The organism is Catenulispora subtropica (assembly GCF_039531675.1).
GTDB lineage: Bacteria > Actinomycetota > Actinomycetes > Streptomycetales > Catenulisporaceae > Catenulispora > Catenulispora subtropica.
This window is the reverse complement of sequence record NZ_BAAAQM010000002.1, coordinates 201,547-221,011: the sequence shown is the minus strand read 5'-3', so window position 1 is coordinate 221,011 and position 19,465 is coordinate 201,547. Positions and strand designations below refer to the sequence as shown.

The window sequence follows — 19,465 nt, the reverse complement described above, 5'->3', positions numbered from 1 at the left end:
ACTACATGTCCTGCATACGGCCCGGGCTAGTGGTGCCCGTGCCCGGCCTCGATCTCCTTGTACTCCTCGACCGTCGTCTCGACGTTGTCGGAGAACATCGCCTTCGAGGCCTTCGCGCGCAGCTTGAGCCCGCGGCCGCCGGGGCGCGGGACGCCGTTCTCGTCCGTGGCGGGGCCGAGTTCCAGCGGCTTCTGCACCTCGTGCGCGGTGAGACGGAAGCGCTCGCCGGCCGACAGCGGCTCGTGGACCTCGGAGAACTCGCCCTCCAGGGAGACCTTGATGATGCCGGTCTCGCGGCCGTGGAGGATCTTGTCCTTGTCCCGGCGCTGCAGGCCGAGGGCGATGCGCTTGGTGCACCAGAAGGCGATCACCGGGCCGAGGAAGACCAGCACGCGGAAGGTCCAGGTCAGCGCCTCCACCGAGAGGTGGAAGTGGGTCGCGATCAGGTCGTTGCCGCCGCCGAGCCAGAGCACGCCGTAGAACGTCATCCCGGCGACGCCGACCGCGGTGCGGGTCGGGCGGTTGCGCGGACGGTCCAGGATGTGGTGCTCACGCTTGTCGCCGGTGACCCACTGCTCGAAGAACGGCCACAGGGCGTACCCGGTGAACAGGATGCCCGGGACGATCAGCGAGGGGATCAGCACGTTGAACGAGATCGTGTGGCCCCACAGGTTCCACTCCCAGTTCGGCATCATGCGCAATGAGCCTTCGAGGAAGCCGATGTACCAGTCCGGTTGGGAACCCGCGCTGATCTGGTCCGGGACGTAGGGTCCGTAGGCCCAGATCGGGTTGATCTGCACCAGGCCCGCCAGCAGGAACACCACGCCGAAGATCACGAACATGAAGCCGCCGGCCTTGGCCATGTACACCGGCATGAGCGGCAGGCCGACCACGTTCTCGTTGGTCTTGCCCGGCCCGGCCCACTGCGTGTGCTTCTGCACGAACACCAGGATCAGGTGCGCGGTCACCAGGCCGACGATCAGCGCCGGCACCAGCAGCACGTGGATGGTGAACAGCCGTGGGATGAAGTCGGTCCCCGGGAAGTCCCCGCCGAACAGGAAGTACGACAGGTACGTGCCCACGATCGGGATCGCCAGCACCACGCCGGAGGCGATGCGCAGACCGGTGCCGGACAACAGGTCGTCCGGCAGCGAGTAGCCCGCGAAGCCCTCCAGCAGGCCCAGCACCAGCAGCGTGAAGCCGATCAGCCAGTTGATCTCACGCGGCTTGCGGAACGCGCCGGTGAAGAAGATGCGCAGCGAGTGCACCATGATCGCCATGATGAAGATCAGGGCGGCCCAGTGGTGGACCTGGCGCATCAGCAGGCCGGCGCGCACGTCGAACGAGATGTGCAGGGTCGAGGCGAACGCCTCGGACATCGACACGCCGTTCAGCGGGTAGTACGAGCCGTGGTACTCGACCTCGGTCATGCTCGGCTTGAACCACAGCGTCAGGAACACACCCGACAGCAGGATCAGGATGAACGAGAACAGCGCGATCTCGCCGAGCAGGAAGCTCCAGTGGTCCGGGAACACCTTGCGGATCAGGGACTTGGTGCCCTTGTAGATCCCCAGGCGCTCGTCGGCCCAGCGCGAGACCGGGTCGGTCTTGGTCTCCTCGCGGTCCTTGTCCCCGGTGGCCGGGGCAGTCGTGGCGCTCATCCGCGCTCCCAGAAGCTCGGGCCGACCGGTTGGGTGAAGTCGCTCACCGCGACCAGCTCACCGTTCTCGTTGACGCGGATCGGCAGCTGCGGCAGCGAGCGGGCCGCCGGACCGAAGATCACGCGTCCGTCGTCGGACAGGTCGAACGTCGACTGGTGGCACGGGCACAGCATGTGGTGCGTCTGCTGCTCGTACAGCGCCACCGGGCATCCGACGTGGGTGCAGATCTTGGAGAACGCCATGATGCCGTCCACCGACCAGTCCCACTGCCTCTTGCGCTGCTCCTCGGAGCCCTTCAGGGCCTCCTTGGGCAGACGCACGACCAGCACCGCGGCCTTCGCCAGCTGGTTGTTGTAGATGCCCTGTTCCTTCACCTCGGGGGCGTAGAGCGCCTCCGGGTTGGCCATCGCCAGCGTGCCGACCGTGATGTCCTCGGCCCGCAGCGGCTTCTTGGTGTTCGGGTTGACCAGCTTCTCGCCCTCGGTCCACAGCGTGTGCCGGAGGTTCGTGCCGGGCAGCGGCCCGAGGTCGCGCAGCAGCCACACCGCGGGCAGCGGCAGCGCCAGCATCGCGGTCAGCAGCGAGCGGCGGATCAGCGGGTACTTGGTGAAGCCGGAGTCGGCGACGCCCTGCTTCCACTCCGAGACGGCCTCCGCGGTGCTCGCGGGGTCCGACTTCATGTCGTGCCGCTGCTGGACCAGGTCCACGTCGGTCATCAGGGTGCGGGCCCAGTGGATGGCGCCGCCGCCCAGGGCCAGGAACGCGAAGCCCAGGCACAGGCCCAGGGCCAGGTTGTTGGCGTTCACGGTGCCCAGACCGGTGATCCGGACGATCTCGGTGTTCGACACGAACGTGTAGCACACCATCGAGCCGATGATGCCGGCGAACGCGATCAGGAAGAGCAGCGCGACCTGGCGCTCGGCCCGCTTGGCGGCCCGGGTGTCCAGATCCGTGACCCGGGGCCGGTACTCCGGCAGGCCCGGGTCCTTGAAGGGGTCCTCCGCCGCGGCGTCCTTCGTCAGGGTGCCGTGGCCGGGCCCGCCGGCACTTTCAGGCAGGTGGTCCGTAGACATGTCCCGATCACTCATTGTTCGTGGCGTCCTTCCCGGTGGTCGCCTCGAAGTGGGCGACGCGGGCGCGGGACGCCTTGGTGGTGTGCGCGCCGATCCAGCAGGCGAACACGATCAGCAGTCCGAGCACGATGGTCCAGACGAACAGGCCCTCGGAGACCGGGCCGATCGAGCCCAGGTCCAGACCGCCGGGGCTGCCGGCCTGGGTGCGGCTGTTCATCAGGTAGGCGATGATGTCCTTCTTGTCCTGCGGGGACATCACGCCGTCGCCGAAGATCGGCATGTTCTGCGGGCCGGTGAGCATGGCCTCGTAGATGTGCTTCTCGGAGGTCGCGCGCAGCGGCGGGGCGAACTTGCCGTCCGTCAGGGCGCCGCCGGCGCCGACGATGTTGTGGCACTGCGAGCAGTTGGTGCGGAACAGCACACCGCCGTTGGACACCGAGGTGGCGTCCTTGTCGTCGACCGTGTACTGCGAGGCGTCCGGGATGGCCGGGCCGGCGCCGAGCGAGGCGATGTAGTCCGCCATGGCGTCGATCTGGTCCTGGCTGTAGACCGGCGGTTTGGACACGGCCTGCGGGCCGATCTGCTGGGCCGGCATCCGGCCGGTGCCGACCTGGAAGTCGACGGCGGCGGCGCCGACTCCGATCAGCGACGGGCCGGAGCCCTGCACGCCCTGGCCCTGCAGGCCGTGGCAGGACGAACAGGCGGACTGGAAGAGCTTCTGGCCCTCCGCGAGCTTCTCCGGGGTGGCGGCGGCGGAGGCCGACGCCTTCGCCTTGGAGGAGCCCAGGGTGGCGTAGGTCGCGCCGATGAGGCCCAGCGCGAGGAAGAGGACGACGAACGCGGCCAGCGGATGGCGCCGTCGTGCCGAGAGCGAGTTCACGACAGAGGATTCCTTACCGATTCCACTGGTCCGGGTCATTTCATGATGTAGATGACGAAGAACAGGCCGATCCACACCACGTCGACGAAGTGCCAGTAGTACGACACGACGATCGCGGAGGTGGCCTGGTCGTGGGTGAAGCGCTTGGCCAGGTAGGTCCGGCCCAGCACCAGCAGGAACGCGAGCAGACCGCCGGTCACGTGCATCCCGTGGAAGCCGGTGGTGAGGTAGAACACCGACGTCCAGGCGTTCGCCGAGATCGTCAGGTTCTCCTTCACCAGGGCCGAGTACTCCCAGACCTGGCCGGCGACGAAGACCGCGCCCATGATGAACGTGAGGATGAACCAGCTCCGCAGCTTCCGCACGTCCCCACGCTCGGCCGCGAACACGCCCATCTGGCAGGTCACCGAGGACAGCACCAGGATCGTGGTGTTCGGCACGGCCAGGGACATGTTCAGGTGCTTGGCCTGGTCCACGAAGTACTGAGACCCGTGCACCGAGCGGATCGTGAAGTACATCGCGAACAGCGCCGCGAAGAACATCAGTTCCGAGCTCAGCCAGACGATCGTCCCGACGCTGACCAGGTTCGGCCGGTTGGGCAGGCGGTGGGCCTGCCCCGCTTGAGTAGTTGCAGTTGCTGTCGCCACGGCCGCCATTATGTCGTCACCCCATGGCGGCCACACGGCGGGGGTGGGTGTTAAGGAACCAGTGTCCTGTGCGTATGGGGCCGATCGAGTTAACGACGGTGCGCGCGGATCGGTTCCCGGCCCCTTCCGGCCACGCTCAGTGTCCTTGCACCTCCATTCCCGCAGCGGCCAACCGGACATGTCGGACCTGCGTGAAGATCCCCGCCGGGGCGGTCCTACTCTGGACGGGTGAGCCAGCTACCCGTAGACCTGTTCGCCGCGTCCGGCGGCGACGTCCCGCCGCCGCTGACCGGGGCCCGGATCCTCACCGCGTGGAGCGTGGACCCGTGGCTGGCGGCGGTCATCGTCGCGATCGGCGGCCTGTACCTCTACGGGGTGTCGACGCTCACCCGCCGGGGTGACAAGTGGCCGGTCGGGCGGACCGTGGCCTTCGTGGGCGGCGGTCTGGGCACGATGACCGTCGCGACCATGTCCTCGCTGGGGACCTACGACGACACGCTGATGAGCGTGCACATGATCCAGCACATGATCCTGTCGATGGTCACGCCGGTGTTCCTGTGCCTGGGCGCCCCGGTGACGCTGGCCCTGCGGGTGCTGCCGGTGAAGTGGCGCAAGCGGCTGGTGGCTCTGCTGCACTCGCGGTTCGCGAAGCTGGCGTCGTTCCCGCTGTTGACCGGGATCCTGTTCGTGGCCACGCCGTTCACCCTGTACTTCACCGGCTGGTACCAGGCGACACTGGAGAACGACTACCTGCACGAGGTCACGCACCTGCACTTCGTGCTGGTCGGCTCGCTGTGGTTCTGGCCGCTGCTCGGCGTGGACCCGGTGCCGAACCGGCTGGCGCACCCGTTCCGGCTGCTGGCCATCTTCGCCACCCTGCCCTTCCACGCGATCCTGGGCCTGACGATCATGCAGGACAACGATCTGATCGCGGCGTCGTACTACAACGGCCTGAACCGCCCCTGGGGCTCGTCACCGATCACCGACCAGCACGCCGCCGGGGGCATCCTGTGGGGCTCCGGCGACCTGGTCGGCTTCCTGGTCTTCATCGTGCTCGCGGTGCAGTGGGCGCAGCACTCCAAGCGCGAGGCCGAGCGGGAAGATCGACGCCTTGACCGTCTGGAAGCGGAAGAGGCACGCCGAGTAAGCTCGCCCGCATGAACAACCAGCAAGCTTCCGCTGGTAACGCCAGCGAGCAGCCCGCGGTCAAGGTCCTCATCTACAGCGACGACTCCACGACGCGCGAGAAGGTCGTGATGGCGCTCGGCCGCCGGGTCGCCGCCGACCTGCCGCCGATCCGCACCTCCGAGTTCGCGACCGCGGACGCCGTGGTCAGCGCGGTGGACAAGGGCGGCTTCGACATCCTGATCCTGGACGGGGAGGCCACCCCGGCCGGCGGGATGGGCGTGTGCCGCCAGCTGCACGACGAGATCTACCAGTGCCCGCCGGTGCTGGTGCTCACCGGGCGGCCGCAGGACGGCTGGCTGGCCACGTGGTCGCGGGCCGAGGCGTGGACGCCGCACCCGATCGACCCCGTCGCGCTGGCAGACTCGGTCGCGGAGTTGGTCCGGACCCGCCTGGCGAAGCGCGTCCCCGCGTAGGGTGGCGCCATAGGCCTGGAGAGGGCGTCCTCCGGACCCCCTCCCGGGTTCTCACCAGCGTTCCGGAGAAGACGGAGGCGAACCGCCGATGACCGAGCAGCGCACTTGGCCCGAGCTCCTGTCGGCGGTCCTCCGCCGCGAGGACCTCTCCGTCGCGGACGCGGCCTGGGCCATGGACCGCGTGATGACCGGCGAGGCGACGCCGGCGCAGGTCGCGGGCCTGGCCGTGGCGCTGCGCGCGAAGGGCGAGACGGTCGACGAGATCGAGGGCTTCGTCCAGTCGATGTACGCGCACGCCCTGCTGATCGACGTCCCGGGCGCCACCGTGGACATCGTCGGCACCGGCGGCGACCGCGCCCACACCGTGAACATCTCCACGATGTCCGCCATCGTCGCGGCCGGCGCCGGCGCCACCGTGGTGAAGCACGGCAATCGGGCGGCGTCCTCCGCCTCGGGCGCGGCTGACGTGCTGGAGCGCCTCGGCGTCCGCCTGGACCTGCCCCCGGAGGCGGTCGCTCAGGTCGCCAAGGAAGCCGGCATCACCTTCTGCTTCGCCCCGGTCTTCCACGCCTCCCTGCGCCACGCGGGCGTCCCCCGCAAGGAACTGGCGATCCCGACCTTCTTCAACTTCCTGGGCCCCCTGACCAACCCCTCCCGCCCCCGGGCCTCCGCCGTCGGCGTCTTCGACGAGCGCATGGCCCCGATCGTGGCCGGCGTCTTCGCCCGCCGCGGCGTCGAGGCCCTGGTCTTCCGCGGCGACGACGGCCTGGACGAGATCTCGGTCGCGACCACCACCACGGTGTGGACGGCCTCCGGCGGCGAGGTCCGCAAGGAGACGTTCGACCCCCGCGACGTCGGCATCGAGTACTCCCCCCTGTCAGCCCTGCGCGGCGCCGACCCGGAGTTCAACGCGGGCGTGGCGCGCAGGCTGCTGCAGGGCGAGCACGGTGCGGTACGGGACGCGGTGCTGCTGTCGTCGGCGGCCGCTCTGGCGGCCCTGACGCCGTCGGATGAACCGGTGGCGCAGCGGCTGGGCGCCGGACTGGCGAAGGCTGCGGAGTCGATCGACTCGGGGGCCGCGGCGCGGGTGCTGGAGAAGTGGGTCGAGGTTTCGGAGCGGCTGGCGCAGGCGCGCTGAGGGGCTGAGACCGGAACTCACCGGGTCCGCCGCCGGTCGCCGGGGCGGCGGGCGACGGGTCAGAACTCGAGGTCGGCCCAGGTCGCCTGGATCGGAAAGGGCTCTTCGGTGCGGATCGCATCAGCGGTCTCGCCGTTCGCCCAGGCGGCCACCTCGACGTATACGCCCAGCTCCGTATCCAGGCGCCATTGTTGGATGCGGGCGATCGCCGAGTCGTCCGGCTTCAGCCGGACGATCCAGTAGTGCCTGATCCCCGCTCGCGCGTACTGGGTCATCTTCGACTCGAAACCGGTCCGCCGCCTGTCCCGGCCGGTGTCCGTGGCCTCGCTCGACGGGGACACGATCTCGACCGCGAGCAGCACGCTGGACGCCCACAGCCGCCGCTCCCCCGGCTCCAGACAGCGATAGACCAAAACGTCGGGCTTCCGCACCGTCGCGCCCGGGACGTCCCACAGCCGGGTGTCCAAGTCCAGCGAGGCACGCAGACAGGGATACACCTCCGCCTCGACCGCCAGGCGGGCCGCCGCCTTCAGGAGGGCACCGAGCGACAAGGATGCGCTCTGATGGCCCGGCGACCCCGACTCGCGCCGGATCAGCCGACCCCGGTCGAGCTCGTGATCCCGGCACACTTCCTCGGGGATGTGCTCCCACATCTCGAGAGTGATGCCCTCGAGCAGACCCGCCTTCTCCACCAGATCGAAGGCGGCCCAGAGCTCGGGCGACGTCTCCAGCTCGGCGGGTGGAAGCGGCGGTTCGTAGTTCATAGCGACTGTCATACCCAAAAGGCTAGCCACACCCTCTGACAGGGTGTGGCTAGCCGATTACCTGCTGTGCTCACCGCGTGGTGCTACTGCGCCGCCTGAACCCCGGTCGCCGACCCCTTCAGCCACTGGTCCCAGCTCAGGTTCCAGTCGTCGAAGCCCGGCGCGGAGTTCGTGGTGACGTTGTCCTTCGTGTTCGAGGACTTCAGGACCTCGACCACGTCGCCGACGTTGACCTGGTTGAAGAACCAGGCGGCGTTGTCCAGGCTCATGCCGATGCAGCCGTGGCTGCCGTTGACGCGGCCGAACTTGCCGTCGTTCCAGGGAGCGGCGTGGAGGAAGGTGCCGGAGTCGGTGATCTTCACCGCGGACTGGACCTTCAGGTCGTAGAAGTCCGAGGCGTCGGTGAAGTTCACCGAGGCCGAGGTCATCTGCAGGGTGGCGTCCTTCTCCAGGACCACCATCTTGCCGCTCCAGGTCATGTGCTTGGGCACCTCGCCGCCGCTGACCGGGATGGTCTTGATGACCTGGCCGTTCTTCTTCACCGTCATCTGGTCCTTCACCAGGTCCACGGTGCTGATCAGCGAGTCGCCGATGGTGAAGGCGAAGTCCTTGTTGTACGAGCCGAAGGTGACGTCGCCGGCCTTCACGCCGTTCAGGGCCATGTGGACCTGCACCTTGGTGCCGGAGGCCCAGTAGTCCTTCGGCCGCCAGTCGACCTCCTTGGCGCCGACCCAGCTCCAGGCGCCGTCCACGTGCGGGGTGGTGGTGACGGTCATCGCCTTCTCCACCGCGTCCCGGTTCTTCTCGTTCGGCGCGTTGGTGAAGAAGATGGCCACCGGCTGGCCGACGCCGACCGTCGTGCCGTTGTCCGGGGCGTAGTGGTCCAGGCCCAGGCGCTTCTGCGGAGTCAGGGTGGTGAACTTCGACGTCGTGGTCTTCTCGGCGCCGGAGGCGTCCTGCGCCTTCGCGGTGACGCTGTAGCTGCTGGATATCGCCAGCGTGCCGTTGGAGGCCCAGGAGGACCCGTCTGCGGCCATGGTGCCGGCCACCGCCTTGCCGTCGGCGTCGGTGGCGGTCACGCTCTCCAGCTTGCCGCCGGCCGCGCTGATCTGGATGCCCTTGGAGGGGTCGGCGCCCTTGGTGCCGTCCGCCGGATTCGCGGTCAGCACCATCGGCGGCGCCGCGGGCGCCGACGACGAGCTGGTGGCCGCGCCGCCGGGGGTGTCGCCGCCGGCGGCCGCGCCGGAGCTCGAGGCGGTCTGCCCGTTGCCGACCGGAGCGGTCGCGGTCTTGGTGCCGGACGATCCACCGCACGCCGCCGTGAGCAGCGCCACGGCCGCCACCGCGGCGGTCAGCTGCGCCGCCCGGCGCACGCGGCGCCGTCCGCCCGCGGAACCCCCCTGGCCGAGCTGCTGTGCCACGAGTCCCTCCCTGAAAGTCTCTAGTCGTGGCCGATACACCCGAGTAGACGTCGCAGAACAGGCCTGGGTTGCGTGCGAGCCGGGGTGATCGTCGTTTCATTACACGTCTGGTACGGAACAGGGAGTCTACGCGTTCAGGAGGTTCGGTTTCGAACTGGAGGGCAAACCGAGACGAAGCTGAAACGGAGGTCAGAGGGGGCGTGGGCGGGTGCCCGGGCCTGCTGCCACAGTGCCAAACCGCTGTCATCCCCCGGTCACTCGGCCGAGGGAAAGACAGCCGATACGAACGGCCGTACGCTGAATGCATGACCTCCCTGCCTCTCGAAACCGAACGTCACCGCGTGGTGCTGCCTCGAACGATCAAGGCCATACGCGAGGCGCTCACGCCCGAGGAGCGCGAGGACTTCACCGAGGAGCTGGAGAACACTCAGGCCTACGACGTACGGCAGGTTCTGGAGAAGTGGTGGCTCCGCGGCGTGATGAACCTCGCCGGCGCCTGGGACCGCATCCGTGACATCGAGGCCGGCCGTGCTCGTGTCATCCCCATCGAGGACGTGGTACCGGAACTGCGCGGCCGTGTATGACCTATCGGCTGGTTCTCCCCGAAGAGGCAACCAAAGTCCTCGCCATGATGGACGAGGCAACGCACGATCTGTTCATCCTCGCCGCGCTCGACCTCCCGAACGACCCGCATGGGCTGGGGAACCTCCTCAACGCCGAGGGGCCGTTCTCTCGCCGCGCACTGGCACTCGCCGACATAGGGTTCATCGTCTACGTCGTGGACGAGTCCAGAAGAACCGTCACCGTGTCGACTTTCATCTGGGTCGGCTGACGCCCGACACCACGAGAGCCCGGATCCAGGTTTCCCTGGACCCGGCCTCTCTGCGTCAGTTACCGAAACGCGGACTCAGTGCCCAGCGCCGGCCTCGCCGTAGCGGTTGTTCTCCCGCCGGTAGTACTCGAACACCAACCCGATGACCGAGTACGCCCCGAACGGCACCGCCACCAGCAGGAGCCACCATCCGAAGATGATGCCCATGAAGGCGATCGCGGCGGAACCGGCGGTGTACAGCGGCCACCACGAGTGCGGGGAGAAGAAGCCGAGCTCGCCGGCCATCTCCGAGATCTCGGCGTCGTCGCGGTCCTCGGGGCGGGGGCCGATGCGGATCGCGGTGAAGTACAGGTAGAACCACACCAGGGCGCACAGGCCGAAGGCCATGGACAGGGCGGTGGTGCCGACCGTGTCCTCGGACAGCCACCAGTACAGCGGGACGTCGAGCATCAGGAAGATCGCGACGAACCCGAAGAGCTTGGCTTCGAACTTCACTCGGCACCGCCCTCAGTCGAAGCGTCAGTCTCGGAGGCCTGCGCCGGCTTGGCCGCCGCCACCGGCTTCTTGCCGTGGCCGTGGCCCATGTCCAGGGCCGCGACCTCGGGGTGGTGCAGGTCGAAGGCCGGGGACTCGGAGCGGATGCGCGGCAGCGAGTGGAAGTTGTGCCGCGGCGGCGGGCAGGAGGTGGCCCACTCCAGCGAGCGGCCGTAGCCCCACGGGTCGTCCACGGTGACCTTCTTGCCGCGCTTGGCGGTGATGTACACGTTGTACAGGAAGGGCAGCGTGGAAGCGCCGAGGACGAACGAGCCGATCGAGGAGATCGTGTTCAGCGTGGTGAACCCGTCGCTGGACAGGTAGTCGGCGTAGCGGCGGGGCATGCCCTCCGCGCCGAGCCAGTGCTGCACCAGGAAGGTGGTGTGGAACCCGACGAACAGGATCCAGAAGTGGATCTTGCCCAGGCGCTCGTCCAGCATCTTGCCGGTGAACTTCGGCCACCAGTAGTAGAAGCCGGCGTTCATCGCGAACACCACGGTGCCGAACAGCACGTAGTGGAAGTGCGCGACCACGAAGTACGAGTCCTGCACGTGGAAGTCGATCGGCGGGGAGGCCAGCAGCACGCCGGTCAGACCGCCGAACAGGAACGTCACCAGGAAGCCGACCGACCACAGCATCGGCGTGTCGAAGCTCAGCGAGCCGCGCCACATGGTACCGATCCAGTCGAAGAACTTGATGCCGGTGGGCACCGCGATCAGGTACGACATGAAGGCGAAGAACGGCAGCATCACCGCGCCGGTGGTGAACATGTGGTGCGCCCACACGGTCACCGACAGGCCGGCGATCGACATGGTCGCCATCACCAGCGTGTTGTAGCCGAAGATCGGCTTGCGGCTGAAGACCGGGATGACCTCGGAGATGATGCCGAAGAACGGCAGCGCGACGATGTACACCTCGGGGTGCCCGAAGAACCAGAACAGGTGCTGCCACAGCAGCGCCCCGCCGTTGTCGGCCTCGAAGATCTGCGCCCCCAGCCGGCGGTCGGCCTCCAGCGCGAACAGCGCGGCGGCCAGCACCGGGAAGGCCATCAGCACCAGCACCGCGGTCAGCAGGATGTTCCAGGTGAAGATCGGCATCCGGAACATCGTCATGCCGGGCGCGCGCATGCAGACGATGGTGGTGATGAAGTTGACGCCACCGAGGATGGTGCCGAAGCCGGACAGCGCCAGACCCATGATCCACATGTCCGCGCCGATGCCCGGGGAGTGGATCGCGTCGGTCAGCGGCGCGTAGGCGAACCAGCCGAAGTCCGCGGCGCCCTGCGGGGTGAGGAAGCCGCCGACGGCGATCAGCGAACCGAACAGGAACAGCCAGTAGGCGAACATGTTCAGCCGCGGGAAGGCCACGTCCGGGGCGCCGATCTGGAGCGGCACGATGACGTTCGCGAACCCGATGAACAGCGGGGTGGCGAACATCAGCAGCATGATCGTGCCGTGCATGGTGAACGCCTGGTTGAACTGCTCCGTGGTCAGGAACTGCAGACCCGGCCGGGCCAGTTCGGCGCGCATCAGCAGAGCGAGCAGGCCGCCGATCCCGAAGAAGCAGAACGACGTGATGAGGTACATGTACCCGATCACCTTGTGGTCGGTGGACGTCAGCCACTTCACCACGATGTTGCCGGGCACACGGCGCTGGTGCGGCGCGCTCACCGCACGCGGTTCACTGATGGCCGTCACTTTTCTTTCCCTGTGGAGTCGTTGCCGATGCCGGTCAGCGGGCCGACGCGCAGCGGGACGCCGTTCGTGTTGTAGCCCACGGGCAGCTGTCCGGTCTGGCCCTTGCCGGTCACCGGGTCGATCTTGTTGGCCAGGTCCTTCAGGTGCTGCTGGTAGTCGGCGGCCGAGACCACCTTGACCTTGAACAGCATGCGGGAGTGGTCCACGCCGCACAGTTCGGCGCAGCGGCCGATGAACTCACCCTCCTTGGTGGGGGTGATCTCGAACTGGTTCACCCGGCCGGGCACCACGTCCAGCTTGAACAGGAAGTTCGGAACCCAGAACGAGTGGATGACGTCGGTCGAGGTGAGTGAGAAACGCACCCGCTCGTTGACCGGCAGCCACAGGACCGGGATCTCAGCCGGCGTGCCGGCGTCGTAGACGGCCGTCTGGCCCGGGGTCTCCTGCTTGGTGACCGCGTCGTAGTTGTAGTTCCAGGACCAGGACCACTGCCGGCCCACGACGTTCACCTTCACGTCGGGGTTCTTGTGCAGCTCCAGCAGCTTGGACTCGTCCTTGGCCGTGAAGAAGAACAGCACCGCGATCATGATGAACGGCACGACCGTGAACAGGACTTCGATCGGCACGTTGTACCGGGTCTGCGCCGGGATCTCGATCCCGGTGCGCTTGCGCCGGTAGAAGACGACGCACCACAGGGTCAGGCCCCACACGAGGACGCCGACGGCCAGCGCCGCGATCCACGAGCCCTGCCACAGGTGCAGGATGATCGGCGCTTCCTTGGTGGCCGGCGCGGGAACGCCGAGCCGCTTAAATTCGCCTGCGTCGCAGCCGGTGGCGGTCATGGCGACCAGCCCGGCCACGGCAAGCACGCCGAGCTTCGCGCGCCGCGATCGCCGCGCCGATGAGGTGCGCTGCGGCGACGGGTCGGAGCCGTGTGGACTCAAGGTTGCCTTCCCGAGGTTCAAGCCTTAGCGGCGGGCAGCGGCGGCGGGCCTGCCCGGGTCGGCCCGGTGGCCCGCACGTCACGGCCCTGCCAGGGCGGTGTCTTCTCTCTCGCGGCCAAACCCTACTCCAGCCCCAATTGCCCCGCGCGCGGAGGTCCCGGTTAACGGGTGTGGCGGGGTCCGGCGGTCCCTCTTCCGGCCGAACTTTCCGGCCCGCTTCCCGCCGTCGAGCACTGTTTCGAGTCCGGCCGTGCACACCGCGTGACGGCCCAGGGTCCGTATGGTCAAGGCTGTGACACATTTCGACGCGGCCTCGGCCGAACCTCCGCACCCGGCCGCCCGCGCGGCCTTGGCGGCGGCCCTCGACGAGGGCTGGGCGGACCCGGCGCGGCTGTACCGGAGCGGACGGCGGGCGCGGATGCTGCTGGACCAGTCGCGGGCCGTGGTCGCCGAGGTCCTCGGGTGCCGGGCTCGGGAAGTCGTGTTCACCGCGTCCGGGACGGCCGCGATCCATTACGGGGTCGCCGGAGTGCTGGCCGGGCGGCGACGGGTGGGAAGGCGGCTGGTGGTGTCAGCTGTCGAGCACTCGGCGGTGCTGCACGCGGCGGAGACGCACGTCGGGGCGGTGCGGGCCGACGGCGTCCCGGCGGAGAGCGTGCCCGCCGCGAACGGGGACGGCGAGCCGACGATCACCGAAGTCCTGGAGGCTTCCGGCGTCGTGGGGGTGGTCGGGGTCGACGCCTCGGGCCGCGTGGACGTCGAGGCGTTCGAACGGGAGCTGCGGGTGCCGGGAACGGCGCTGGCGTGCCTGCAGGCGGCCAACCACGAGGTGGGGACGGTGCAGCCGCTGGCGCCGGTGTTCGCCGCCGCCGTGGCGGCCGGGGTGCCGTTGCTGGTGGACGCGGCGCAGGTGGTCGGACGGCTGCCGGTGCCGGACGAGTGGTCGGTGCTGTGTGCTTCGTCTCACAAGTGGGGCGGACCGCCCGGGGTCGGGGTGCTCGCGGTCCGCAAGGGCACGCGCTTCGCGCCGGTCTGGGCCGTCGACGAGCACGAGGACGGCCGCGTCCCCGGAGCGGTGAACGTGCCGGGGATCGTCGCCGCGGCCGCCGCCCTGGTCGCCCGCGAGGGAGAACGCGAGGCCGAGGCGCTCCGGCTGCGCGCGCTCACCGACCGGCTGCGCGCGCGGCTGCCACGGGTCGCGGACGACGTCGACGTCTTCGGTGACCCGGCCGACCGCCTGCCGAACCTGGTCGCCTTCTCCTGCCCGGCGGTCAACGCCGAGGCGCTGGTGCTGGACCTGGACCAGGCCGGCTTCGAGGTCTCCTCCGGCTCGGCCTGCACCTCCGACACCGTCACCCCGAGCCACGTCCTGGTCGCCATGGGCGCCGCGGACCGGGGCAACGTACGGGTGTCGCTGCCGTTCGGCACGACGGAGGAAGAGGTCGACCGCTTCCTCGCCGTGCTTCCCGGGGTGCTGGACCGGCTGCGCTGAGGGGGAGCGGGTCTCAGCCGATCGGCGCCAGGTGCCCGGCGACCTCCGCCGCGGCGTCGTCCCCGTAGGCGATCGCGAACCGCTCCAGGAAGTGGCCGCGCGCCAGGTCGTACTCCTGGGTGCCGACCGTCTCGATCACCAGGGTCGCCAGCATGCAGCCGACCTGGGCGGCGCGCTCCTCGCCCGCGCCCCAGGACAGGCCGGCGATGAAGCCGGCGCGGAAGGCGTCGCCGACGCCGGTCGGGTCGGCCTTGCGCTCCTCCTTGGGGGTGGGGACCTCCAGTGCGTACACGCTCCCGTCCTGCTCCAGACGGGTGATGCGGACGCCTTGGGCGCCCAGGGTGATGACGCGGGTGCCGACGCGGCGGAGGATCTCGGACGCGTCCCAGCCGGTCTTCTGCTCGATCAGGGCGGCCTCGTACTCGTTGGTGAACAGGTACCGGGCACCGTCCACCAGGCGCTTGATGTCCTCGCCGGACATCCGGGCCAACTGTTGGGAGCAGTCGGCGGCGAAGGGGATGCCCCGTTCGCGGCACTCCTCGGTGTGGCGGATCATCGCCTCCGGGTCGTCGGCGCCGACCAGGACCAGGTCCAGGCCGCCGACGCGGTGGGCGATCGGGCCGATCTCGATCAGGCGGGCCTCGGCCATCGCGCCGGTGTAGAAGGAGGCGATCTGGTTGTGGTCGGCGTCGGTGGTGCAGACGAAGCGCGCGGTGTGCAGCAGCTCGCTGATCCGCACCGACTCGCAGTCCACGTTGTTGCGCTCCAGCCAGGACCGGTACTCGCCGAAGTCCTCGCCGGCGCTGCCGACCAGGATCGGCCGCAGGCCCAGCTTGCCCATCCCGAAGCAGATGTTGGGCGCGACCCCGCCGCGCCGGATCTCCAGGCCGTCGACCAGGAACGACAGCGAGACGGTGTGCAGTTGCTCGGCCACGAGCTGCTCGGCGAAGCGTCCGGGGAAGCTCATCAGGTGGTCAGTCGCGATGGAACCGGCGACGGCTACGCGCACGAGGGGACTCGTTTCTGTCGAGGGGGCACCGGAGGTGCTCTTCATGGGCACGCCAAATGGGTGGGTTCATCCCTACCCACCCGCGGTCCGGGTCCTGAGGACCCTTGGACCGGGGGCGGGGAGGGGCCCAAGAACCCACCCACGGTACTAAGCTCCGGCCCGTCTGACGCGAGGCCCACTGGACCGGAGGAAGAGTTTTAGCTGAAGCTGTCGCCACAGGCGCAGGACGAACCCGCGTTCGGGTTGTCGATCGTGAAGCCCTGCTTCTCGATCGTGTCGACGAAGTCCACCGTCGCCCCGGCCAGGTACGGCGCGGACATGCGGTCGGTGACCACGTTCACCCCGTCGAACTCGGCGACGATGTCGCCGTCGAGCGACCGGTCGTCGAAGTAGAGCTGGTAGCGCAGACCCGAGCAGCCGCCGGGCTGCACGGCGACGCGCAGCGACAGGTCGTCGCGGCCCTCCTGCTCCAGCAGGGACTTCACCTTGCCCGCCGCCTCGGCGGTCAGGACGATGCCCTGCGCGACAGTCGCCTCCTGCGAGGCCTCCGTCTGCACGGTCATATGCGTACTCCTTCATCTGGACACCGGCGCCCCGTGGAGCGCGCCTGCACAACCAAGGGGAACCACGCGCCGCCGGAAGCTATTCCGTCCCCATCGTCGCACAGGTCGGGGAAGTACGTGAGCGGGCAGTGTGCGGCTTCATACGAGTTGGCGACGGCAGGCGCGGCGGAAGACGGCGAACGCCGGCTTGGGGGTGTAGTCGTCGCGGAGCAGGCCGAAGCCGCCGAACAGCGAGGGGTGGGCCGAGTCGGCGTCCCGGAGGCAGAAGTGGCTGTAGCCGGTGATCGCGAGGGGGCCGCTGAGGCCGGCGACGGTGTCCAGGATCGTCTGGAGCACTTCGGCCTGGCGCTCCTCGGTGCGGTCGGGGCCGGTGGGCCAGCCGTTCTCGGCGATGCGGAAGGGAACGTCGGCACCGATGCCCGCGGCCGGGAGCGCCCGTTCGCGGAAGTCGGTCAGGAGCCAGGCGACCGCGGCGGCCAGCTCGTCCGCCGGGATCGGGCGGAACACGTCCGGGAAGAAGTCCAGGCCGACGTAGCCGAGCGCCCGATGGAAGCCCGGGGCCTCGGCGGCCGCGATGGCTGCCAGGTCCCGCCAGAACCCCGGGTCCGGACCGAAGGTGGGGACCGCGTTGAAGCCGACGGCCAGGTCGAGGCCGAGGGCGGCGGCTTGGTCGGCGGCCGCGACGACGCCGTGGACCAGCGCACGGCGTACCCCGGGAGTGCGTCCGTCGAGGTAGGGCAGGTCGGCGTTGGGCTCTTCGCAGATCTGGAGCAGGCCTATCTGGTCGCCGTATGTGGACACGGCGCCCCGGACGAAGTCGAGCCATCCCTCCACGTCGCCCGCCGGGTCTCGGTAGCCGAGGACGAGTTCCAGTTTGCGGCCGTCGCCGAGCAGCTTCTCCGGTTCCGCCGGAGTCGGCCGTTCGCCGGAACCCTCCGGGGCCCGGAACGGCAGGTAGGCGCGGACCAGGAACCCGGGGATCCCGCCGTGGAGCTCGTCCAGGGCCTCAGTGATCAGGGCGAGGTCGTCGGGGCGGACGGGTTCCAGGATTCCGTCGTCGCCGCCCAGCGCTCCGCCGGGATAGATGCCGAAGGTGAACGTCATGGTGGTCACCGTAGCAATAATTTTGGTGTCACTCCAAAGTTTCAGCGACACTATGATTGCCCTGTGGGCCTTCGCGAACAGAAGAAGCAGCAGACCCGGACCGCGCTGGCGGACGCCGCCCTGGCGCTGTTCACCGAGCGCGGGTTCGAGCACGTGACGGTCGCGGAGGTGGCCGCGGCCGCCGGGGTGTCGGTGAACACGGCGTTCAACTACTTCCCGACCAAGGAGGACCTGTTCTTCGACCGGCAGCAGGAGGTCGAGGGACGGCTGGCGGGCTGGGTCCGCGGCCGGATGCGGGGACGCTCGCCGAGCGAAGCCGTCCGCGACGGCCTGCTGACAGCGCTGGCCGAAGGCGATCCGACGCTGGGCCTGTCGCCCGAGGCCGAGGTCTTCTGGCGCACCATCGACGCGAGTCCGTCGCTGCGGGCCCGCTCGCGCGAGATCGCCGAGCGCTCCGAGGCCGCGCTGGCCGCCGCGCTCGCCGAGGAGTCGGCACCCGGCGATCCCCTCCCCCGGCTGCTGGCCGGGGCGCTGGCCGGGACGTACCGCGCCGTGGTGGCCGAGATCCGCCACCGGCTCGCGGCCGGCGAGGAGGTGGCGGCGATCCGGGTGGAGATGACGGTGGCGGCGCAGCAGATGTTCGACGCCCTGATCGCCGCCGAGAGCTGACCGGGCCGACAGGGCTGACCGGGCCGACAGGGCTGACCGGGCTGACCGGGCTGACCGGGCCGACAGGACTGACAGAGCTGACCGGGCCGGCGGCTCCGGGTCCCGGGAACGGCCGAGGCCGGGCCCCACAGGGAACCCGGCCTCGCTTCGAAGGTCTCGCTTACGGCAGCGCCAGCATCTGCTCCAGCGCCACTCGCGCGTAGTGCGCCGTCTCGGTGTCCACCTCGATCACGTTCGGCACCCGGCCGTCGGCCAGCGCCTCCAGCGTCCACACCAGGTGCGGCAGGTCGATGCGGTTCATGGTCGAGCAGTAGCAGACGCTCTTGTCCAGGAACACGATCTGCTTGTCCGGGTGCTGCGCGGCGAGCCGCTTGACCAGGTTCAGCTCGGTGCCGATGGCCCAGGCGCTGCCCGGCTCGGCCTCGTTCAGCAAGGTGATGATGCGCTCGGTGGAACCGACGTAGTCCGCCTTCTCCACAACCTCGTGGCGGCACTCGGGGTGCACCAGCACGTTCACGCCCGGGATCCGCTCGCGCACCTCGTCCACGCACTCCGGCGTGAAGCGGCCGTGCACGGAGCAGTGGCCGCGCCACAGGATCATCTTGGCGTTGCGGAGCTGGTCGTCCGTGAGGCCGCCGTTGGGACGGTGCGGGTTGTAGACCACGCAGTCGTCGAGGGAGTAGCCCATGTCGCGGACCGCGGTGTTCCGGCCGAGGTGCTGGTCCGGCAGGAACAGGACCTGCTCGCCCTTCGCGAAGGCCCACTCCAGTGCCCGCTGGGCGTTCGAGGAGGTGCAGATCGTGCCGCCGTGCCGGCCGGTGAAGGCCTTGATGTCGGCCGAGGAGTTCATATACGACACCGGCACCACGCGCTCGGCGCTGTACCCATTAGCGCCTTCGCCGCGGGCCAGGTCCTCCAGCCGCTCCCAGCAGCGCTCGACCTGCTCGGCGGTGGCCATGTCGGCCATCGAGCAGCCGGCGGCCAGGTCCGGGAGGATCACTTGCTGGGCGTCGGAGGTGAGGATGTCGGCGGACTCGGCCATGAAGTGCACGCCGCAGAAGACGATGTACTCGGCCTCGGGCCGGGCGGCGGCCTGCTGCGCCAGCTTGAAGGAGTCACCGGTGACGTCCGCGAACCGGATGACCTCGTCGCGCTGGTAGTGGTGGCCGAGCACGAACAGCCGGTCGCCCAGCTTGGCCTTGGCCGCCTCGGCGCGGGCCACCAGGTCGGGGTCGGAGGCCGGGGGCAGGTCGCCGGGGCACTCGACGCCGCGCTCGCTGCGCGGATCGGCGCCGCGGCCGAGCAGGAGCAGGCTGACCGGCGTGGGCGCAGGCTCCTGGAACGTGGTGGTGGACATCTCCCGGTACCCCTTTTCGTCTATCTGACGTTAAGAGATCATACCCTGGTGTCAGTCTGACGAGAACCCGGGGCCGTCC

The 19,465-nt window shown here is 69.2% G+C and carries 20 protein-coding genes; 7 read left to right on the top strand and 13 right to left on the bottom strand.

Annotated elements, in window-relative coordinates; genetic code table 11:
* Window positions 1–26: 26 nt before the first annotated feature.
* From qcrB to ctaE, 4 genes are read right to left on the bottom strand one after another with little or no spacing between them, the layout of a single operon-like run.
* Complete coding sequence (qcrB, locus tag ABD466_RS03185) at window positions 27–1,661, bottom strand: cytochrome bc1 complex cytochrome b subunit (RefSeq protein ID WP_344655363.1); 1,635 nt, start codon at window positions 1,659–1,661, stop codon at window positions 27–29.
* On the bottom strand, window positions 1,658–2,749 hold the full coding sequence (qcrA, locus tag ABD466_RS03180) for a cytochrome bc1 complex Rieske iron-sulfur subunit (protein ID WP_344655362.1): 1,092 nt from the start codon (window positions 2,747–2,749) through the stop codon (window positions 1,658–1,660). Before qcrA ends, qcrB begins: the two co-directional genes overlap by 4 nt.
* Window positions 2,742–3,614, bottom strand: coding sequence for a cytochrome bc1 complex diheme cytochrome c subunit (gene qcrC, locus ABD466_RS03175; RefSeq protein WP_344655361.1), 873 nt, complete (start codon window positions 3,612–3,614; stop codon window positions 2,742–2,744). The genes qcrA and qcrC overlap by 8 nt, the downstream gene beginning before the upstream one ends.
* 35 nt (window positions 3,615–3,649) lie before the next feature.
* Window positions 3,650–4,270, bottom strand: a complete 621-nt coding sequence (gene ctaE / locus ABD466_RS03170; protein ID WP_344655360.1) for an aa3-type cytochrome oxidase subunit III — start codon at window positions 4,268–4,270, stop codon at window positions 3,650–3,652.
* A 219-nt stretch (window positions 4,271–4,489) separates the two neighbouring features.
* Between ctaE and ABD466_RS03165 the strand changes: the two genes are divergently transcribed.
* The 3 genes from ABD466_RS03165 to trpD all read left to right on the top strand — a co-directional run bounded on the left by ABD466_RS03165 (window position 4,490) and on the right by trpD (window position 7,000).
* On the top strand, window positions 4,490–5,422 hold the full coding sequence (locus ABD466_RS03165; RefSeq protein WP_344655359.1) for a cytochrome c oxidase assembly protein: 933 nt from the start codon (window positions 4,490–4,492) through the stop codon (window positions 5,420–5,422).
* On the top strand, window positions 5,419–5,862 hold the full coding sequence (locus ABD466_RS03160) for a DNA-binding transcriptional response regulator (protein ID WP_344655358.1): 444 nt from the start codon (window positions 5,419–5,421) through the stop codon (window positions 5,860–5,862). The genes ABD466_RS03165 and ABD466_RS03160 overlap by 4 nt, the downstream gene beginning before the upstream one ends.
* Before the next feature lie 88 nt (window positions 5,863–5,950).
* Window positions 5,951–7,000, top strand: coding sequence for an anthranilate phosphoribosyltransferase (gene trpD / locus ABD466_RS03155; RefSeq protein ID WP_344655357.1), 1,050 nt, complete (start codon window positions 5,951–5,953; stop codon window positions 6,998–7,000).
* Window positions 7,001–7,059: 59 nt separating this feature from the next.
* Here trpD and ABD466_RS03150 read toward each other — a convergent pair whose 3' ends face one another.
* Window positions 7,060–7,776: a Uma2 family endonuclease gene (locus tag ABD466_RS03150; RefSeq protein ID WP_344655356.1), complete on the bottom strand. Its 717-nt coding sequence runs from the start codon at window positions 7,774–7,776 to the stop codon at window positions 7,060–7,062.
* Window positions 7,777–7,847: 71 nt separating this feature from the next.
* Window positions 7,848–9,185 carry a L,D-transpeptidase gene (locus ABD466_RS03145; protein ID WP_344655355.1) on the bottom strand — a complete coding sequence of 446 codons (1,338 nt, stop codon included), beginning with the start codon at window positions 9,183–9,185 and terminating at the stop codon, window positions 7,848–7,850.
* Window positions 9,186–9,490: 305 nt separating this feature from the next.
* On the opposite strand from ABD466_RS03145, the gene ABD466_RS03140 reads away from it, so the two are divergent.
* Both ABD466_RS03140 and ABD466_RS03135 read left to right on the top strand, forming a co-directional pair.
* Entirely contained in the window at window positions 9,491–9,769 is a 279-nt protein-coding gene (locus tag ABD466_RS03140; RefSeq protein WP_344655354.1) for a hypothetical protein, read from the top strand.
* 44 nt (window positions 9,770–9,813) lie between these two features.
* Window positions 9,814–10,017 carry a hypothetical protein gene (locus ABD466_RS03135; protein ID WP_344655353.1) on the top strand — a complete coding sequence of 68 codons (204 nt, stop codon included), beginning with the start codon at window positions 9,814–9,816 and terminating at the stop codon, window positions 10,015–10,017.
* Window positions 10,018–10,092: 75 nt separating this feature from the next.
* Here the strand turns inward: ABD466_RS03135 and ABD466_RS03130 are convergent, their stop codons facing one another.
* Genes ABD466_RS03130 through ctaC form a run of 3 tightly spaced genes read right to left on the bottom strand, consistent with a single transcriptional unit; the run spans window position 10,093 to window position 13,192 of the window.
* The gene (locus tag ABD466_RS03130; RefSeq protein ID WP_344655352.1) at window positions 10,093–10,512 is read right to left on the bottom strand and encodes a cytochrome c oxidase subunit 4; all 420 of its coding nucleotides are present in this window, start codon (window positions 10,510–10,512) and stop codon (window positions 10,093–10,095) included.
* Entirely contained in the window at window positions 10,509–12,248 is a 1,740-nt protein-coding gene (gene ctaD / locus ABD466_RS03125; protein WP_344655351.1) for an aa3-type cytochrome oxidase subunit I, read from the bottom strand. Before ctaD ends, ABD466_RS03130 begins: the two co-directional genes overlap by 4 nt.
* Window positions 12,245–13,192 carry an aa3-type cytochrome oxidase subunit II gene (gene ctaC / locus ABD466_RS03120; protein ID WP_425558521.1) on the bottom strand — a complete coding sequence of 316 codons (948 nt, stop codon included), beginning with the start codon at window positions 13,190–13,192 and terminating at the stop codon, window positions 12,245–12,247. The genes ctaD and ctaC overlap by 4 nt, the downstream gene beginning before the upstream one ends.
* A 292-nt stretch (window positions 13,193–13,484) precedes the next feature.
* On the opposite strand from ctaC, the gene ABD466_RS03115 reads away from it, so the two are divergent.
* Entirely contained in the window at window positions 13,485–14,684 is a 1,200-nt protein-coding gene (locus ABD466_RS03115; RefSeq protein WP_344655350.1) for a cysteine desulfurase family protein, read from the top strand.
* A gap of 13 nt (window positions 14,685–14,697) precedes the next feature.
* Here the strand turns inward: ABD466_RS03115 and ABD466_RS03110 are convergent, their stop codons facing one another.
* The 3 genes from ABD466_RS03110 to ABD466_RS03100 all read right to left on the bottom strand — a co-directional run bounded on the left by ABD466_RS03110 (window position 14,698) and on the right by ABD466_RS03100 (window position 17,360).
* Window positions 14,698–15,693 (bottom strand): carbohydrate kinase family protein, encoded by a 996-nt coding sequence (locus ABD466_RS03110; RefSeq protein ID WP_344655349.1) that lies wholly within the window; start codon window positions 15,691–15,693, stop codon window positions 14,698–14,700.
* Between the two features lie 197 nt (window positions 15,694–15,890).
* Window positions 15,891–16,256 carry an iron-sulfur cluster insertion protein ErpA gene (erpA, locus tag ABD466_RS03105; RefSeq protein ID WP_344655348.1) on the bottom strand — a complete coding sequence of 122 codons (366 nt, stop codon included), beginning with the start codon at window positions 16,254–16,256 and terminating at the stop codon, window positions 15,891–15,893.
* A 138-nt stretch (window positions 16,257–16,394) separates the two neighbouring features.
* On the bottom strand, window positions 16,395–17,360 hold the full coding sequence (locus ABD466_RS03100) for a hypothetical protein (RefSeq protein WP_344655347.1): 966 nt from the start codon (window positions 17,358–17,360) through the stop codon (window positions 16,395–16,397).
* A 63-nt stretch (window positions 17,361–17,423) separates the two neighbouring features.
* Between ABD466_RS03100 and ABD466_RS03095 the strand changes: the two genes are divergently transcribed.
* Window positions 17,424–18,029, top strand: a complete 606-nt coding sequence (locus ABD466_RS03095; protein ID WP_344655346.1) for a TetR family transcriptional regulator — start codon at window positions 17,424–17,426, stop codon at window positions 18,027–18,029.
* A gap of 160 nt (window positions 18,030–18,189) precedes the next feature.
* On the opposite strand, the gene nadA is transcribed toward ABD466_RS03095, so the two are convergent.
* Complete coding sequence (nadA, locus tag ABD466_RS03090; protein ID WP_344655345.1) at window positions 18,190–19,386, bottom strand: quinolinate synthase NadA; 1,197 nt, start codon at window positions 19,384–19,386, stop codon at window positions 18,190–18,192.
* Between the last annotated feature and the right edge of the window lie 79 nt (window positions 19,387–19,465).

What these genes read in the sequence shown, in the direction of transcription:
- qcrB (WP_344655363.1), bottom strand. Translation starts at nt 1,661, where the DNA reads ATGAGCGCCACGACTGCCCCGGCCACCGGGGACAAGGACCGCGAGGAG.
- qcrA (WP_344655362.1), bottom strand. Translation starts at nt 2,749, where the DNA reads ATGAGTGATCGGGACATGTCTACGGACCACCTGCCTGAAAGTGCCGGC.
- ctaE (WP_344655360.1), bottom strand. Translation starts at nt 4,270, where the DNA reads ATGGCGGCCGTGGCGACAGCAACTGCAACTACTCAAGCGGGGCAGGCC.
- ABD466_RS03160 (WP_344655358.1), top strand. Translation starts at nt 5,419, where the DNA reads ATGAACAACCAGCAAGCTTCCGCTGGTAACGCCAGCGAGCAGCCCGCG.
- trpD (WP_344655357.1), top strand. Translation starts at nt 5,951, where the DNA reads ATGACCGAGCAGCGCACTTGGCCCGAGCTCCTGTCGGCGGTCCTCCGC.
- ABD466_RS03150 (WP_344655356.1), bottom strand. Translation starts at nt 7,776, where the DNA reads ATGACAGTCGCTATGAACTACGAACCGCCGCTTCCACCCGCCGAGCTG.
- ABD466_RS03140 (WP_344655354.1), top strand. Translation starts at nt 9,491, where the DNA reads ATGACCTCCCTGCCTCTCGAAACCGAACGTCACCGCGTGGTGCTGCCT.
- ABD466_RS03135 (WP_344655353.1), top strand. Translation starts at nt 9,814, where the DNA reads ATGATGGACGAGGCAACGCACGATCTGTTCATCCTCGCCGCGCTCGAC.
- erpA (WP_344655348.1), bottom strand. Translation starts at nt 16,256, where the DNA reads ATGACCGTGCAGACGGAGGCCTCGCAGGAGGCGACTGTCGCGCAGGGC.
- ABD466_RS03100 (WP_344655347.1), bottom strand. Translation starts at nt 17,360, where the DNA reads ATGACGTTCACCTTCGGCATCTATCCCGGCGGAGCGCTGGGCGGCGAC.
- nadA (WP_344655345.1), bottom strand. Translation starts at nt 19,386, where the DNA reads ATGTCCACCACCACGTTCCAGGAGCCTGCGCCCACGCCGGTCAGCCTG.